The organism is Streptomyces sp. NBC_00637, from assembly GCF_045161545.1.
Taxonomy (GTDB): Bacteria; Actinomycetota; Actinomycetes; order Streptomycetales; family Streptomycetaceae; genus Streptomyces.
This window is the reverse complement of record NZ_CP109046.1, coordinates 4,511,252-4,528,007: the sequence shown is the minus strand read 5'-3', so window position 1 is coordinate 4,528,007 and position 16,756 is coordinate 4,511,252. Positions and strand designations below refer to the sequence as shown.

At 70.7% G+C, this 16,756-nt stretch carries 15 protein-coding genes; 10 read left to right on the top strand and 5 right to left on the bottom strand.

Annotated features, from left to right (window positions below):
- Positions 1–64 precede the first annotated feature (64 nt).
- Positions 65–1,072, bottom strand: a complete 1,008-nt coding sequence (locus tag OG440_RS19850) for an NlpC/P60 family protein (RefSeq protein WP_406008138.1) — start codon at positions 1,070–1,072, stop codon at positions 65–67.
- Positions 1,073–1,362: 290 nt separating this feature from the next.
- On the opposite strand from OG440_RS19850, the gene OG440_RS19845 reads away from it, so the two are divergent.
- Positions 1,363–2,094, top strand: coding sequence for a carbonic anhydrase (locus OG440_RS19845; protein ID WP_406008137.1), 732 nt, complete (start codon positions 1,363–1,365; stop codon positions 2,092–2,094).
- Between the two features lie 7 nt (positions 2,095–2,101).
- On the opposite strand, the gene OG440_RS19840 is transcribed toward OG440_RS19845, so the two are convergent.
- Positions 2,102–2,848 (bottom strand): trypsin-like serine peptidase, encoded by a 747-nt coding sequence (locus tag OG440_RS19840; RefSeq protein WP_406008136.1) that lies wholly within the window; start codon positions 2,846–2,848, stop codon positions 2,102–2,104.
- A gap of 115 nt (positions 2,849–2,963) precedes the next feature.
- Here OG440_RS19840 and OG440_RS19835 point away from each other — a divergent pair, with 115 nt between their 5' ends.
- A complete protein-coding gene (locus OG440_RS19835) occupies positions 2,964–3,218 on the top strand; it encodes a DUF397 domain-containing protein (protein ID WP_406008135.1) in 255 nt (84 codons plus the stop codon).
- A gap of 74 nt (positions 3,219–3,292) precedes the next feature.
- Here the strand turns inward: OG440_RS19835 and OG440_RS19830 are convergent, their stop codons facing one another.
- Both OG440_RS19830 and OG440_RS19825 read right to left on the bottom strand, forming a co-directional pair.
- On the bottom strand, positions 3,293–3,463 hold the full coding sequence (locus OG440_RS19830) for a hypothetical protein (RefSeq protein WP_028807375.1): 171 nt from the start codon (positions 3,461–3,463) through the stop codon (positions 3,293–3,295).
- A 119-nt stretch (positions 3,464–3,582) separates the two neighbouring features.
- A complete protein-coding gene (locus tag OG440_RS19825) occupies positions 3,583–4,812 on the bottom strand; it encodes a phospholipase D-like domain-containing protein (protein ID WP_406008134.1) in 1,230 nt (409 codons plus the stop codon).
- A gap of 457 nt (positions 4,813–5,269) precedes the next feature.
- Here OG440_RS19825 and OG440_RS19820 point away from each other — a divergent pair, with 457 nt between their 5' ends.
- The 8 genes from OG440_RS19820 (at position 5,270) to OG440_RS19785 (ending at position 16,135) form a co-directional block, all read left to right on the top strand.
- On the top strand, positions 5,270–6,604 hold the full coding sequence (locus tag OG440_RS19820) for a PP2C family protein-serine/threonine phosphatase (protein WP_406008133.1): 1,335 nt from the start codon (positions 5,270–5,272) through the stop codon (positions 6,602–6,604).
- Between the two features lie 475 nt (positions 6,605–7,079).
- The gene (locus OG440_RS19815) at positions 7,080–8,420 is read left to right on the top strand and encodes a peptidase S8 (RefSeq protein ID WP_406008132.1); all 1,341 of its coding nucleotides are present in this window, start codon (positions 7,080–7,082) and stop codon (positions 8,418–8,420) included.
- Positions 8,421–8,829: 409 nt separating this feature from the next.
- The gene (locus OG440_RS19810) at positions 8,830–9,138 is read left to right on the top strand and encodes a hypothetical protein (protein WP_003991275.1); all 309 of its coding nucleotides are present in this window, start codon (positions 8,830–8,832) and stop codon (positions 9,136–9,138) included.
- Between the two features lie 201 nt (positions 9,139–9,339).
- Complete coding sequence (locus tag OG440_RS19805) at positions 9,340–10,191, top strand: hypothetical protein (protein WP_406008131.1); 852 nt, start codon at positions 9,340–9,342, stop codon at positions 10,189–10,191.
- Positions 10,181–11,524 carry a hypothetical protein gene (locus tag OG440_RS19800; RefSeq protein WP_406008130.1) on the top strand — a complete coding sequence of 448 codons (1,344 nt, stop codon included), beginning with the start codon at positions 10,181–10,183 and terminating at the stop codon, positions 11,522–11,524. Before OG440_RS19805 ends, OG440_RS19800 begins: the two co-directional genes overlap by 11 nt.
- Positions 11,521–13,080 (top strand): SCO6880 family protein, encoded by a 1,560-nt coding sequence (locus OG440_RS19795; protein WP_406008129.1) that lies wholly within the window; start codon positions 11,521–11,523, stop codon positions 13,078–13,080. Before OG440_RS19800 ends, OG440_RS19795 begins: the two co-directional genes overlap by 4 nt.
- 14 nt (positions 13,081–13,094) lie before the next feature.
- Positions 13,095–14,525 (top strand): ATP-binding protein, encoded by a 1,431-nt coding sequence (locus tag OG440_RS19790; RefSeq protein ID WP_406008128.1) that lies wholly within the window; start codon positions 13,095–13,097, stop codon positions 14,523–14,525.
- A gap of 20 nt (positions 14,526–14,545) precedes the next feature.
- On the top strand, positions 14,546–16,135 hold the full coding sequence (locus OG440_RS19785) for a type VI secretion protein (RefSeq protein ID WP_406008127.1): 1,590 nt from the start codon (positions 14,546–14,548) through the stop codon (positions 16,133–16,135).
- Here OG440_RS19785 and OG440_RS19780 read toward each other — a convergent pair.
- Positions 16,124–16,702: a GNAT family N-acetyltransferase gene (locus OG440_RS19780; protein ID WP_406008126.1), complete on the bottom strand. Its 579-nt coding sequence runs from the start codon at positions 16,700–16,702 to the stop codon at positions 16,124–16,126. The two genes, OG440_RS19785 and OG440_RS19780, sit on opposite strands and share 12 nt — an antisense overlap.
- Positions 16,703–16,756 lie beyond the last annotated feature (54 nt).

Here is a 16,756-nt window from a genome sequence, read left to right as displayed (position 1 = left end):
ATCACTCAGACGTTATCGAAGAGAGACAGATCCGCGCAGCTCAGGGGCCGGGTGCGGAGATCGTTCAGACGGTCGTGGGGAGCGCTTTCGCGCCATCTTCGGTGACGCGGGTGGCCCCGAAGTACTCGCCCGTGTCGATGGGGTCGAACCGGATGACGGCCCCCGTGTAGGGCGCGTCGATCATGTACCCGCCGCCCACGTAGATCCCCACGTGGTGGATGGCCCGCGAGTTGTTCGGATCGGTGGAGAAGAACACCAGGTCCCCCGGCAGCAGCTCGCTGCGCCGCGGGTGCGGCCCCGCGTTGTACTGGTCGTTGGCGACCCGCGGCAGCGTGATCCCGACGCTCTCGTAGGAGGCCTTGGTCAGCCCGGAGCAGTCGAACCGTCCGCCCTGGTCAGCCGTGCCGTTGCCACCCCAGAGATAGGGCGTGCCGAGCTTCTTCTGGGCGTAGTAGATGGCCCCCGCGGCCTGCTCGGACGGATCCACCCGGCTGACGGGCGCGGCGAAGGACTCCTCCAGGGTCGTGATCGTCTTCACGTAGTTCCGGGTCTCGCTGTACGGCGGTACGCCCCCGTACTTGATGACCGCGTAGGCCCCCGCGTTGTAGGCGGCGAGCATGTTGTGCGTGACGTCCCCGGGGACGTCCTTCACGTACGAGGCGAGCTGGCAGTCGTACGACGCGGCCGACGGAATCGCGTCATTCGGGTCCCAGACGTCGCGGTCGCCGTCGCCGTCGCCGTCGACGCCGTGCGTGGCCCAGGTGCCCGGGATGAACTGCGCTATCCCCTGCGCGGCGGCGGCGCTCTGCGCCCTCGGGTTGAACCCGCTCTCCTGGTAGAGCTGGGCGGCGAGCAGCGCGGGGTTGATGGCGGAGCACAGATTGCCCCACTTCTGCACGAGCGCCTGGTAGGCGGCCGGCACGGCGCCCTTGGCCAGGGCTCTGCCCGCACCGCCGGCCCCGCTGGTGGCGCTCCCGCCGATGAGGTACACCCCGATGACGAGCGCCATCATGAAGGCGACGCCGGCACCGACGGCAGCGGTCGCCACGATCCACGCCTTACGCACCGTCAACCGCCCCTCGCCGCCCAGGAGTCCGCCCCGGACAGTGTAGAGGCGGCTCCCGCGCAGCGGGGTGATCACGAACGGCGTCGGGCCCGACTTCTCGTCAGGTCACCGTCGGGTCGGCGGTCGAATCACTGTCGGACGCATCGTCGGCATCACGTCGCAATCACCGCGTCGCGTAAAGGGCGGCCCGGGCGCAGCCCAAGCACCCACCATCGACGGGCCTCGGATTCCCCATCCGTGGCCATGATCGGGCAAGGTGGGCGCCGGGTTCGGGGCTCGGACATACGTTCCACCCCGTGATCACCGAAGACACCTCCCCCACAACCGCCCGACGCGCCCTGCTCCGCGGCGGCGTGGCCGGCGCCGTGGCCCTGGGCGGCGCGGCCCTCGCCGCCGTCCCCGCGTCCGCCGCGCCCGGCGCCGGCCCCCGCTCCGCGTCCCGCCCCGGCACGGCCGAAGCGGCCCTGCGGGAACTGGCGGCCGGCAACCGCCGCTGGCGCGCCTTCCGCGAGCGGCACCCGGACGAATCGCCGTCCGTCCGGACAAGCCTGACGTCCGGTCAGCAGCCCTTCGCCCTCGTCCTCGGCTGCATCGACTCACGGGTGCCGCCCGAGCTGGTCTTCGACCAGGGCCTGGGCGACCTGATGACCGTCCGGAGCGCCGGCGAGGTCCTGGACGAGGCCGTGCTCGGCAGCGTCGCGTACGGGGTGCTGGAGCTGGACATACCCCTGGTCGTGGTCCTGGGCCACCAGTCGTGCGGTGCCGTGAAGGCGGCCGTCCAGGCGGACCTCACGGGCGCGGCGCTCCCCCGCCACATCCAGTACCTGGCCGACGAGATCGCCCCGTACATAGACCGCGCGAAGGAGGGTGACGCCCGCGTCGACGCGACCATCGACGCCAACATACGGGCCGTCCGCTCCCGCCTCGCCGCCGAGCCCGACCTCGCCGCGAAGATCTCCGCAGGCGAGCTGGCCGTGGTCGGCGCACGCTACGAACTGACCACCCAGCTCGTCCACCGCCTCGCCTGACGCCCGGTTAGGAGTCGGAGGCCGCGTCCCGGTAGAGCTCCGCGGCTTCCGTCCCCAGGACGACGCTGTACGAGATGTCGGGCGTGGCCCCGCCCTGTTCGTGCCCGCCGAGGACACCGACCACCTCCCCGTCACCGTTCACCCAGGGGCTGCCGCTGGTTCCGCCGGTGAAGTCGGGGCAGTCGACGCGCTGCTGGGTGGCGTTGTGGGCGGTGGGCCGGTTCGTGCAGCGGACCGGCACCTCCAGGGAGTCCGGGTACCCGGTGACGGTCACGGCGGTCGCCCCGGTGGTGGTATGCGTCGCGAACCGGTTGCCGCCGACCACGTCCTCGACATCCTTGCCGTCCTGCCCGGCCAGGACGGCGAACGCCACATCGCTGTCCTCGTCCTGTCCCTGCGCCCATCCGTCGGGAAGGAAGGCCCGTTCGACCCGCCAGATCCCGTAGGGGGCCCGGCCGTCCCGGTATCCGGGGGCGAAGACCAGGTCACCCGCTTCGCCGAGGCAGTGCGCGGCGGTGACGACGAGGTCGCGGTGCGGACTGTGCACCACCGAGGCGGTGCAGAAGTGCTCACCGGCGAGCTTCCCGGCGTCGGCGTCGGCCGCGGTGAACAGCACGCCGACCCGCGCGGACTGCGCCGTGGCCGCCGCGACGGCCGTCACCCCCAGGGGGCCGGGCCCACCGTCGGCGGCCGCCTCGGAGGCGGAGGTGACGGCCAGCAGGACGACCGCACCGAGCAGGGCGTTTCGCTTCATCGGGTTCACTGTGTCCCACGAAGGTGAGAGAAACCTCAGACGCATGCTTCTCCTACGACGCTACCCGCACTCCGCCCACAGCACCTTTCCGCCGGCGCGGGGTTACCGTGAGCGGGTGGCTGACATTCCCTGTGACCTCATCTGGACCCGCGCCGCGCCGCCGGACGCGACCGGCCCCGGCCCGTGGATCGAGATCGCCTTCGGCGAGGGAGACGACGGCGAGGCCCCCGTCTACCTCCGCGAGACAAGTGCCCCGGAGAACGTCGTCACCACAAACCGCAGAAAGTGGGACGCGTTCGTCCTGGGCGTCCAGGCAGGCGAATTCGACCATTTCGTCGAGGGCGTACTGGAAAGCGACCGGACCGAATAGCGGAGCGGCGTGAGCCGCACACCGAAGGGCCCCGCGGGCAATGGCCGACGGGGCCCTTCGTACCGGTGTTTTCTCTACCAGCGGTACCAGCGGCCCTTGCGGCCGCCGTGCCCGGCGGGACGGACCACGAAGCCCACCAGCCAGACAGCCAGAACGATGACGGCGATCCACCACAGTGCCTTGAGAGCGAAACCGGCACCGAAAAGGATCAGGGCGAGAAGCAGAACAACAAGCAGGGGAACCATGATTATCAACCTCCGCAGAATCATGTGCCCTGCGAAATCCCCTTCATGCCCTCAAATGTTGAATGCATATGCGCGGGATTCCCGGGAACACGGTTCGCCCGAAATCGCGGTCGCCGGAATCACAGGAAACGCCGGATGGGCATGACGGCGGCCTCGCGCGCCCGCTGCAACGCCGAGCGCCGCTTCCAGCGGCCCTCTTGGATCAGCGCGGCGGCCTTCAGGTCGTCGTCGAAGTGAGCGTCGAGCGTGGCGGTGAACTCCTGGTCCAGCACGGCGAGCATGATCTCCTCGTCGTGGTCGAGGGAGCGGCGGTTGAAGTTGGTGGAGCCCACCAGCGCGGCGACGCCGTCGACGGTGATGACCTTGGCGTGCATCATCGTCGGCTGGTACTGGTGGATCTTCACGCCGCAGGCGGTGAGGTCCTCGTAGTAGTGCTGGCCGGCCAGCTGGCAGACCCGTTTGTCGGTGTGCGGGCCGGGCAGCAGGATCTCCACCTCGATGCCCCGCCGGGCGGTGGCGCACAACAGTTCGATGAAGAAGACGTCCGGTGAGAAGTACGCGGTGGCCAGCCGGAAGCGTTCCTCGGCCGACTCCAGCATCACCCGGATCAGGGTCTGCATGTCCTGCCAGCCGAAGCTGGCCGACCCGCGTACCACCTGCACCACCGCGTCGCCCTGCGGGCGGTGCGGGACGAACCGGTCGCAGTCGTCGAAGAGCTCGTCGTGGCACTCGGCCCAGTTCTGCGCGAAGGCGGCGGCGATGCCGTCCACGGCCGGCCCGCGCACCTCCACATGCGTGTCACGCCATTCCCGCTCGTTGCGGGCGTCGCCGCACCACTCCTCGGCGATGCCGACCCCGCCGGTGAAGGCCGTCTGCTCGTCCACGACGAGGACCTTGCGGTGGCAGCGGTGGTTCTGCTTGAACGGCGAGAGGGTCAGGGGTCTGCGGAACCAGGCCACCTGCACCCCGGCCCGTTCCATCTCCTCCAGCAGTTCCTTCTCGATCAGCCGGCTGCCGAAGCCGTCCAGCAGCAGTCGCACCCGCACGCCCGCCCGGGCCCGGTCGGCCAGCGCCCGCGCGAACTCGCGGGCGATGTCCCCCCTCCAGTAGACGAACGTCATCATGTCCACGGTGTGCTCGGCGGACCGGATGGCCGTCAGCATCGCCGGAAAGATCTCGTCCCCGTTGCGCAGGGCGGTGAGGGCGTTGCCCTCGGTCGCCGCGATGCCGATCAGCCGCTCCAGGCGCCGGCGTATCCGCACGGCACGCTCCTGGACCCGCTCCGTCTCCGTCTGCGGCGACCCGGCGCCGGTCACGGTCAGCTCGGGGCGGTCCTGCGTACTGGTCATTTCGTCACCTGGCCGGCACCACAGAGGACAAGGGAGCCGCGCGGCCCGGTCCGGCACGGGGCGCGGCCAGCAGACTGTACTCCCGCACGTCTGCCCGCCCGGCGGGGACGGCACCCTCCCGGCCGCCCTCCTCACCCTCCGCGACACACCGCACGTCCGGCGTGAGGCAGGGGCTCTCGCCGTGTCGACCGCGAAGGAGACGCTCTGCGAGAATGTGTCGTATGGCTTGTCGTATGGCTGTAGGTCGTATGACCGTGCGGGGCAGGGCCCATCTGACGGCGCCCTGCCACACGGAGGGCCCGATCGCGACGGCTTCCCCGCAGGTGGGGCCCCGCGCGCGGCCCCACGGTCCCGGAAGTCGGCCGGCCGCCCGGATCGTGACCGGCCACCGCCCCCCGTTCGCCGCGCCGAGGGCGACGGCTGCTGCCGCGATCACCTCCTCCGCCCCGTCCGCGCGATGACGCACGGCCCCGGCGACGGCGTGCACGGCGGCCCCCCGCCGCCCGACGAGCAGCCCGACGCCCAGCCCCGCCGACAGCCCGACGAACAGCCCCGCGAACGGCCCGGCGAGCAGCCAGGCGACAGCGGGGCCGCGCTCTCCGCGCTCGTGGAGGACAGCGCCGAGGACCTGTACGAGCACGCGCCCTGCGGCTTCCTCTCCACCCTGCTGGACGGCACGATCGCGAAGATCAACACGACCCTGCTGGACTGGCTCGGCTACGCCCGCGGCGACCTGGTGGGCCGCAGGACGTTCTCCGACCTGCTGACCGTGGGGGGCCGCCTCTACCACGAGACGCACTTCGGCCCGCTGCTGCGCATGCAGGGCGAGATCAGGGGCATCGCCCTGGAACTCGCGACCGCCGACGGCAGTCGTCTGCCCGTGCTCGTCACCTCCACGATCAAGTCCGGCAGCGACGGGCAGCCGATACTGATCCGCACCACCGTCTTCGACGCCCACGACCGACGCGCCTACGAGACCGAACTGCTGCGCGCCCGGCAGCAGGCGGAGAAGGAACGCGAAGAGCTCAAGCGCCTCAACGCCACCCTGCAAGAGACCCTGCTGCCTCCGACGCTGGTGAGTGTGCCCGGGCTGGACGTGGCCGCGCACTACCACATCGCCTCCGTCGACAAGGTCGGCGGCGACTTCTACGATCTCTTCCCGCTCGGCGCGGGGACGTGGGGGCTGTTCATGGGAGACGTCTGCGGCAAGGGCGCCGCCGCCGCGGCCGTCACCTCCCTGGCCCGCTACACCCTGCGCGCCGCCGCCGTCTACGACCCCGACCCGGTCGCCGTCCTGCGCAACCTCAACACGGTCCTCAACCACGAGTACAACGGCGACGACCCCCGGTTCTGCACCGTCATCTTCGGGCTGCTCACCCCCGACACCCTCCACGGCGGCTTCCGCATCACCCTGGCCGGCGGCGGCCACCCCCCGGCACTGCTCCTGCGGGCGGACGGCAGCGCCGACACCCTTGACACCCCCGGCGGACAGCTCATCGGCGTCCTGCCCGACCCCGACATCGCCACCGCCACCGTCCACCTGGAGGCGGGCGACACCCTGCTGCTGCACACCGACGGGCTCACCGAAGCGCACACGGCCGCGAACAGCGACGACGACCGCTACGGGGACGAGGCGCTCCTCGACTTCGTCCAGGCCCTGGCGCCCACCACCGCGACCGCCGCCGTCGCCGCGATCCGGGAGCTGCTCGACACCTTCGGCACCGGCGTCGACGACGACACCGCCGTCCTCGCCGTCAGCGTGCCCCGGCCCACCGGCGAACAGCGGCGATAGCCCGCCCCGCCCCGCGGCACCCGAGCGCCCGCGCGACAGCCACCACGTAAAAGTCACCACGTAAAAGTCACCACGCAAGCGGCCGAAGCCGCCACGACACCCCGGCCCCGGGCCCTGTCCTGGGCTCGGCCCCACCCCCTGCCCTGTGCCTGGCCCGGCCCTCGGCCCCGGGCCTCCGCCCCGGGCCACGGACCGCTGTGAGCCTCCCCGCCGAAGAGGAGCGCCCTCGGGCCTCACAAGGCCTCGAGGTCAAGCACCGGCCATCGCGGCACCATCCGCCCGCCATTGATCAGCAATCCCCGAACCCCCTTGAGTAAGGCGGAAGTCAGGATTCCGCCACCCTTCTTGTTGTCGCGTACTCAACAAGGGAACAGTCGTCGGCGGGCCGCCGCCCGCCACCGGGGACCACGTACCGGTGGCACGCACCACCCCCCACCCGCACCGCCCCTGTCACCCCATCATCAGGAGCTGTCGGTTGCGTACGACGACTTCCCCCAACTCCTCCGCCATATCCGGCAGATGGCGCCGCATCGGCGCCTCGGCCCTCGGCACCGCCGCCCTCGTGCTCGCCGGCGTCGGCACCGCGGCCCACGCGAACGCGGCCCCCACCACCCCCACCCGGACCTCGCCCGCCCACGTCACCTGGGCGGCCACCCCCTGCGCCACCCCCAAGCACCAGGGCGACCTGGCCTGCAATTCCTTCCGCGTGACCGGCGGCACCACGGCCTTCCAGAAGGAACGCGCCGCCGAGACCGGCAAGACCGCCAAGGTCACCCCGAAGGCCGCCGCCGCGAGCCCCACCGGCTACGGCCCGTCCGACCTCCAGGACGCCTACGGCCTGACCGACGCGGCCGCCGCCGACGGCTCCGGCGAGACCATCGCCGTCGTCGACGCCTACGACGACCCCAACGCCGCCGCCGACCTCGCCAAGTACCGCACGTACTACGGCCTCCCCGCCTGCACGGTCGCCAACGGCTGCTTCAAGAAGGTGAGCCAGAGCGGCTCCACCACCTCCCTGCCCGGCGCCGACAGCGGCTGGGCCGAAGAGGAGTCCCTCGACCTCGACATGGCGAGCGCGGTCTGCCCGAACTGCAAGATCCTGCTCGTCGAGGCCACCTCGGCGTCCATGGCCAACCTCGGCAAGGCCGTGAACGAGGCCGTGACCCTGGGCGCGAAGTTCGTCTCCAACAGCTACGGCGGCTCCGAGTCCTCCTCCGACACCTCGTACGACACCTCGTACTTCAAGCACGCGGGCGTCGCCATCACCGTCAGCGCGGGCGACGAGGGCTACGGCGCCGAATACCCGGCCGCCTCCAAGTACGTGACGTCCGTCGGCGGCACCGCCCTGTCCACCTCGTCCACGACCCGCGGCTGGACCGAGAAGGTCTGGAACACCAGCTCCGCCGAGGGCACCGGCTCCGGCTGCTCCGCCTACGACACCAAGCCGACCTGGCAGACCGACACCGGCTGCGCCAAGCGCACCGTCTCCGACGTCTCGGCCGTGGCCGACCCCGCCACCGGCGTCTCGGTCTACGACTCCTACGGCGTCACCGCCGGCTGGTACACCTTCGGCGGTACCAGCGCCTCCGCGCCGATCATCGCCGCGGTCTACGCCCTCGCCGGCACCCCGGGCAGCACCGACTACCCGGCCGCCTACCCCTACGCGGCCGCCGGCACCTCCGCCCTGAACGACGTCACCAGCGGCAGCAACGGCACCTGCTCCTCCACCGCCGCCTACCTCTGCACCGCCAAGTCGGGCTACGACGGCCCCACCGGCCTCGGCACCCCGCAGGGCACGGACGCCTTCACCGGCTGACTCCGCGTCATACCCGGCCACAACAGAACAGCCACCGTGGGCCGTGGGGGCCACACGTGGTGAAGGGACGGACGGGCCCCGGCATCCAGCCGTGGCCCGTTCGCCATGCCCGGTGTGCGCCACGTCATGAGAACATCGAAACGTACGCTCACCCGACCAGCCGTCAGAAACGGTGCAGGGCCGTGAAGTGGGCTAACGACGGAACCACACCACAGGTTCCGCTCCGGCCTCATTGCCCGGCGTGACCTGCCGTGATACACAGAGTGACCATACGAGCTATTCGTACGAATCCCGCCCGTCAATGACGCCAAGTCGACATACGGCGGCGACATTGTCGGCGAGAATGAGGCGTGACCTCTGCACACCCGCAGAGGAACTGCGGAACTACCCACCAGGGGCGGTGACTTACATGCTGTTTGCGGCCGACAAGGGCGACATCAACACCATCATCGGTGGGATCGCTCCGGACTGGGGGCCCTTCGGCAGCCTGGGCAACGAGGCCAAGGTGATGATCGAGGTCGTGATGGCGGTCGCCATCCTCCTCTGCCTCGGCATCGCCATCTGGGGCGCGGCCAAGCAGCGCATCGGCGCGACCGCCCTACGGGACACCTTCAGTGCGGAACAGGGCAAGGGCCTCATCATCGCCGGGCTGACGGGGGTCTTCATCATCGGCTCCCTCGGGACGCTGTTCACCATCGTGTACGGCATGGCCGTGTAGCCGCGGCCTCCGCACCACCCCCAGTCCCGTCCGGGCACGCCCGGCCCGCCACCCCCACCCACCTGTCGTGCCCACCGGCTGAGGTTGCGTTTCCCTGATGTCCCTGATGTCGAGTCACCACACCGCGCCCGCGCGGGAACCAGCGCGGCTACCGTCGTACCTGTACGCGTCCCGGTACGGCAGCGAGGGGGCCTACGCGGCATGACTCCCGGCGACGAACACGACTACGGCGAATCCACGCGAGCCGACGAGGGGCACGGGTACGGCCGGACCCGCCTCCGGCTCCCCGAGAACGACCCCTACGGCGGTGCCCGCAAGGGCGGCCGCTCCTCCTCGCGGAGCCTGGTCACGGTGGTCGGCGTCGTCGTCCTCCTCATCGCGGCGATCGCTTTCGCGAACCGCGGAGGAGACGATTCCTCTTCCACCTCGGCCAACGGCTCCACCGGCGACAAGCCGGACGCCACCAGCACGGCGGCCACCGGCACGAAGCCGGTGGAATCGAAGAGCGGCACGATTCCCACCGGGTACGCGCACGACGCGCAGGGTGCGCAGAGCGCTGCCGCCAACTACGGCATCGCGCTGGGTTCGGCGGACATGTTCAACACGGACCTGCGACACGAGATCGTCAACACCGTGTACGCGCCGGACGTCGCCGCGAACAAACAGTCGGCGCTGGACACCGCGTATTCGAGCGCCACGTTCCTGAGCAACATCGGGCTCGACAAGGACGGCTCAGCACCGGCCGGCCAGTCCTTCGTCTCCCGTGTCATCCCCGTAGGCACCAAGGTCACCGCCTCCACGGGCAGCAAGGCCACGGTCGAACTCTGGTACACGTCGCTGTTCGGTCTGTCGGGCGAGGCATCGACCAACCCGGTGTCCGAGAGCTGGTTCACCACCACTTACCAGCTCGACTGGGTCAACGGCGACTGGAAGGTCACCGACTTCCAGCAGAAGGACGGACCCGTCCCGGTGGGTCGCGATCAGCAGGCCTCCACCGCCGACGACATGACGAAGGCCGTCGAGGAGTTCGGAGGGTTCACCTATGCGCGCTAAGCACCTCTCCCTCAAGGTGACGGCCGCCCTGGCCGCCGTTCAGACGACCGCGGTGCTGACGGCCACCCGTGCCTTCGCCGCGCCGACGCCCAGCCCGTCACCGTCCCCCTCCACGTCCTCGAGCACGAGCGCGTGCAGCGAACTCATCCGAGGCCCCGCCAGGGACTACTGCGAGAAGGGCAACGCGGGCTCGGGCACCACCACGAACCCCGGCGTCTCCGACACCCTCGACCCCCTCTCCTCGCTCGCCAAGGGCTGTGCCGACGCCGCGTCCTGGACCGTCGACAAGCTCAGCGAGGCCGTCAAGGACACCGCGAACGTCGACTTCACCAACGAGCGGTTCCTCCAGCAGTACGCCGTCGTCTTCGCCGCCTCGACCGTCCTGACGCTCCTGCTGTGGCTGCTGGCCGTCGCCAAGCGCGCGGTGCGCGGGGTGCCCCTCACCACCGCCATCGGCGAGGCCGTCGGTTTCCTCTGGCTGACCGTCCTGGCCTCCGCCTTCACCCCGCTCATCCTCTACACGGTCGTATCCGCCACGGACGGCATCACCGACGTCCTCGCGAAGACCACCGGCAACCAGACCGACACGTTCTTCGGCACCTTCTCCGCGGCCCTGTCCAAGGGCGAGGACATCGGCGGCGGCCCGATCATGCTGATCGTGGTCTCCCTGGTGTCGATCCTCGCGGCCGGAGTGCTCTGGCTGGAGCTCGTCATCCGGGCCGCCCTCCTCTACGTGGGCGCCCTGCTCGGCACGGTCGTCTACGCGGGCCTGGTCGACAAGAACCTGTGGAGCCACGTCCGCCGCTGGGCCGGCATCATGATCGCCGTCATCCTGGTCAAGCCGGTCATCGTGATAGTGCTAGGCCTCGCCGGGGCGCTGTCCTCCGCCGACGGCCCGAACGCGTTCTCCGCCGTCGTCTCCGGCCTCTCCATCATCCTGCTCGCCATCTTCGCCAGCGCGATGATCTACCGCTTCGTCCCCGGCTTCGGCGACGAGATCGCGGGCTCCCGCAACAACCGCATCATGCAGGGCGCCGAGGGCAAGGCGGCGGCCGTCATCAGCTCCCCGGCGACCCTCGTCGCCCAGGGCATCAAGACGCACAGCACCCGTGCGGACAACAACGGCGGCGGCCAGTCCGGCTCCTCCGGCGCCCGCCCCTCCAACCCCGCCTCCGGCGGAGTCGCCGCGCACAGTTCGCGCACCTCGAGCGGGGGCGGCGGATCTGTCCCCTCCGCCGCACCCGCACCCCGCGCTAGCAGCCCGGTCAACACCCCGCACGCGAGCAACACCCGCAACAGCAGCAACAACCGCACGGGAGGTGAAGGGCGTTGACGACCGAGTCCCACGTGTCCCACGCGATCACGCCCCGCCGGACATATCTGATCGGCCGCGCCCGGCCGAACGCGATCGTCGGCCGCAACCGCGAGACCGGCGAGATCGCGCTCATCGTCGTCGGCGCGTTCCTCGGCATGATGTGCGGTCTCCTCGTCCCCGTCCTCGCGCTGCGGATCGTGCTGCTGAGCGGCTTCCCGATGATCGCGCTGGCCGCCGTCTACGTGCCGTACAAGCACCGCACGTTCTACAAGTGGTTCGAGATCAACCGCAGCTACAAGCGCACCCTCCGCCAGGGCACGGCCTACCGCTCGACCGTCATGGAGGCGGGCACCCGGATCGACGGCCAGGAGATCGAGATCGGCCCGCCCCCGGGCATCGGCCGCATCAACTGGCTGGCGGCCCCCTTCGGCCCCGACGAGATCGCCGTGCTCCTGCACGCCGACCGCCGTACGGTGACGGCCGCCATCGAGATCGAGGGCCCGGGCGTCGGTCTGCGCGACAGCGAGGACCAGGAGGCCCTCGTCGACCGCTTCGGCACCCTCCTCAAGCACGTGGCGAACGGCGACGGCTTCGTCACCCGCCTCCAGATGCTCGCCCGCACCCTCCCCGCCGACCCCGACGCCCACGCCAAGGACGTCGCCGTCCGCGGGGACGAGCGCTCTCCCGACTGGCTGGCCCGCTCCTACGACCAGCTCCAGTCCATGGTGTCCACGAGCAGCGAGCAGCACCGCGCCTACCTCGTCGCCTGTATGCACTACACCCGCGAACTGTCCGCCGAGGCCCACGCCATGGCCCGCGCGGCCCGCCCCCGGTCGGGCCGCAAACTGGACCGCGACGCGGGTCTCGCGGTCGTCATGGCCCGCGAGCTGACGGACATCTGCTCCCGCCTCCAGGAGGCGGACATCCGCGTCCGCCAGCCCCTGGGCCAGGGCCGGCTGTCCTCCCTCGTGCACTCCATGTACGACCCGGACCACCCCATCGACCACATCCAGGCGATGACCAAGCGCAACGCCTGGCCGGCCGAGCTGGACGCCATGGAGCCGACGTACCTCCAGGCGAAGACCCGCGAGTCGTCCACCCGGGCCCCCTGGTGCCATGCCACGGCCTGGGTGAAGGAGTGGCCGATGACCCCGGTGGGCGTCAACTTCCTGGCACCGCTCCTCGTCCACACCCCGGACGTCATCCGCACCGTCGCCGTGACCATGGACCTCGAACCCACCGAGGTCGCCATCGAACGCATGCTGACGGAGAAGACGAACGACGACGCCGAGGCGAGCCGGGCCGCCAAGATGAACCGCACCGTCGACCCACGCGACGTGGCGGCCCACTCCCGGCTGGACCAGCGCGGCGAGGACCTGGCGTCCGGCGCGGCCGGCGTGAACCTGGTCGGCTACATCACCGTCTCCTCCCGCAATCCCGAGGCCCTCGCCCGCGACAAGCGGACGATAAGGGCGTCGGCCGGCAAGTCGTACCTCAAGCTCGAATGGTGCGACCGAGAGCACCACCGGGCGTTCGTGAACACCCTTCCGTTCGCCACCGGAATCCGACGGTAGGGGCTGATGAGCTGATGCGGGATCCGCTGTCCGTCCTCACGGACGCCTTCACGTCCTTCCTTTTCGGCAAGGTCGAGACGACCCGGTTGCCGGTGCGCACCTCCACGGGCCAGGCCCAGGCGGTGTACCTGCCGACGGCCGCCCCCGGTCTGGGCGACTCCGGCGTCATCATCGGCCGCGAGGTCTACTCCGGAAAGGGCTACATCTACGACCCCTTCCAGCTGTACGGCCAGCAGCTCCCCGCCCCGCACTGGCTGGTCCTCGGCGAGTCCGGGAACGGCAAGTCGGCGCTGGAGAAGACGTACGTCATGCGTCAGCTGCGCTTCCGCGACCGCCAGGTCGTCGTCCTGGACGCACAGGGCGAGGACGGCGTCGGCGAATGGAACCTCATCGCGCAGGCGCTGGGAATAACTCCAGTCCGCCTGGACCCGACGGCCGCCCTGGACCACGGCATCCGCCTCAACCCCCTGGACCCGTCGATCACCACGACCGGCCAGCTCGCGCTGCTGCGCACCATCATCGAGGTGGCGATGGGCCACGGCCTGGACGAGCGCGCCGGCTTCGCGCTCAAGGTCGCCCACGCCTACGTCAACGAGACGATCGTGGAGCGCCAGCCGGTCCTGACCGACATCGTCGAGCAACTGCGCCACCCCGAACCGGAGTCGGCGGAGGCGATGAACGTCGCCATAGACGATGTACGGGCCTGGGGCCTGGACGTGGCACTGGTCCTGGACCGCCTGGTCGACGGTGACCTCCGGGGGATGTTCGACGGCCCCACGACGGTCGGCATCGACCTGGACGCTCCGCTGATCGTGTTCGATTTGTCCCACATCGACCGCAACTCGATCGCGATGCCGATCCTGATGGCGATCGTCGGGGTCTGGCTCGAACACACCTGGATCCGCCCCGACCGGAAGAAGCGCATCTTCCTGGTCGAGGAGGCCTGGCACATCATCAACAGCCCGTTCGTGGCCCAGCTGTTCCAGCGGCTGCTGAAGTTCGGCCGTCGCCTCGGCCTGTCGTTCGTGGCGGTCGTCCACCACCTGTCCGACGTCGTGGACGGAGCGGCGGCGAAGGAGGCGGCGGCCATCCTGAAGATGGCGTCGACCCGGACCATCTACGCCCAGAAAGCGGACGAGGCGAGGGCGACGGGCCGGGTCATCGGCCTGCCGCGGTGGGCGGTGGAGATCATCCCCACCCTCACCCCGGGTATCGCGGTCTGGGACGTCAACGGCAATGTGCAGGTGGTGAAACACCTGGTCACCGAGACGGAACGGCCACTGGTCTTCACCGACCGGGCAATGACCGAGTCCTCCACCGACCGCACGATGTCCGACGACGACGCACTGCTCGCCGCCGAACTCGAACAGGAACGCCGAGCGGCGGCCTTCATGGAACAGCACCTGGCCGACCTGGACGGTTCGTCCGAGTCGACGGTGGCGTAGCGCGGGAGAGGGGGGTCGTCATGAGACCGGGAGACGAGCGGCGCCACGACATCCCCGGCCACGGCCAGGGAGGCATCCCCGACGGTCTGCTGGTCGGCATACTCGCCTTCCTGCTCGGCATGACCCTGCTGGTCTGGTCGGCGACCGGCCTGGCCGCCCTCTTCGCCCACGGCTCCTGGCCGGCGGGCGTCACCTTCACCCGCACCCCGCTGGCCATGCGGCACCTCATCGCCAGGCCCCACGACATCCCCGGCGCCTGGCCCGAGGCCGAGGCGGCGGACTTCTCCGGCTACGGGCTGTTCTGGGGCCTGTTCATCGGCCAGGTGATGATCCTGCTGGTCCTCACGGTGTTCGTGATGGGGACACTCGCCCGGTGGCGCGCGGTACGAGCGAGGAAGCGAGCGGACCTCGGACCGGCGCCCGCGCCCGCCCAGGAACCCGTGACCTCCCCCACGCACCACGAGGTGCCCACCCAACGCGTCGAGACCGGACCGGGACCGGACGTCGAGCACCCGACGCCCACGCCCACCCAGCCGCTCCAGCCGGCACCGCCCGCGCACCACGCGCACGGGTCGCTCTCACCCTCCCCGCAGCCACAACCGCAGCCGTCGGCATCCGCCGCCACCGCTGCCCTGCTCCCGGCCGTGACAGCGGAAGGGGCGGTCGGCTGGGAAGCCAACCGCTTCGAGGGCGCGGCCCACTACGCCCCGCCGGCAACCCGCCACGCGACCGCGGCCCAGGCCATCCGGGACGCCGAGGGCCCCGCCCTCATCCTCACCTCCAGCCCCGCCCTCTGGCAGGAGACCAAGGACGCCAGAGCCAAGCTGGGCCCGGTTCACCTCTACGACCCCGGTCACCTCTGCGACACCCCGGCCCGCCTCCACTGGTCCCCCACCACGGGCTGCGAGAACCGGCAGACCGCGACCTCCCGAGCGGCGGCGCTGCTCGCCCCCGTGCGCCCCGCCTCGCGGCTCGACCAGGCGGTCAGCGACACCGCCGAAACCCTCCTGCGCAGCTACCTGCACGCCGCGGCCATCGACGGCCGCACCATCCGTCACGTCCACCGCTGGTCCCAGGGCACCGGCATCCAGGAAGCCGTCCGCACCCTGCGGACCAACCCCAAGGCCGCCCCGGGCGCGGCAGGCGAACTCGAAGCCGCCCTCACCGCGCACCCCGAACGCCGGGACATCGCCCAGGAACTGACGTCCCGTGCCCTGTCCGCCCTCTCCACGGTGAACATCCGCGAGGCGTGCACTCCCAACCGAACTGACGCTCTCGCCTTGGATTCCTTCGTGGACGAAGGGGGAACGCTCTATGTGCTAGGTGAATCAATCGAGGACCCCAGGACCAGCCCCGGCGCGATGCCGCTGCTGACGGCCCTCGTCTCCAGCGTGGTCGAGCGCGGCCGGCGCATGGCCGAACGGTCATCCTCCGGTCGCCTCGACCCACCAATGTCCCTCGTCCTGGACGACGTGGCCGCCGTGGCCCCGATCCCCCAGCTCCCGGACCTCCTGGCCACCGGCGCCGACCGCGGCCTGCCCACCCTGGCCCTGCTCCGCTCCCGCGAACAGGCCAAGGCCCGCTGGCCGCACCACGACCTACCGGTCTGACACCCCGGGGCGCTCGAGGACGTATTCGTACTCGGCCTCGCCGTCCCCGTCCTCCACGGCCCCTTCTTTCAAGGCCACGGTCCGCCCGCTCGGTAGGAACCCCGCCTTGCGGTACGCCCCCTGCGCCCGCAGGTTCTTCTCGTGGACGATGAGCCGCACCCGCTCGAGCCCCAGCTGCCACGCCCAGTCCACGGCGGCGTCGAGAAGCGCGCGCGTCGTCCCGCCGCCACGCCATTCGTCCCGCACATAGACGCCGACGACGTGCCCCTGACGCCGCTCCACGGGGAAACCGGCCCAGTCGAGGGTTCCCGGCTCCTCCACGAGCAGGGTGACCGTCCCCGCCCACTTCCCGTCCTCCGCCTCGGCGACGAACTGCCGTACGCCGGCATTGCCCTCCGCGGCGCCGGCCGCACGTTCCTGCCAGAAGGAGTCGGGTCGCGCCTCGGCCACCTCGTAGGTCTCCATGAAGGCGATCGACGCCGCCGGGTCCTTCAGAGCACGCAACCGCAAGGCCTTCACGGCGGCCCATTCATCGGCCCGTACGGCCCGCACCACATACGTGTACATGAAAAGCACCGTAACGCAGAAAACCCCCGCACCGTGAGGTGCGGGGGTCTCCCG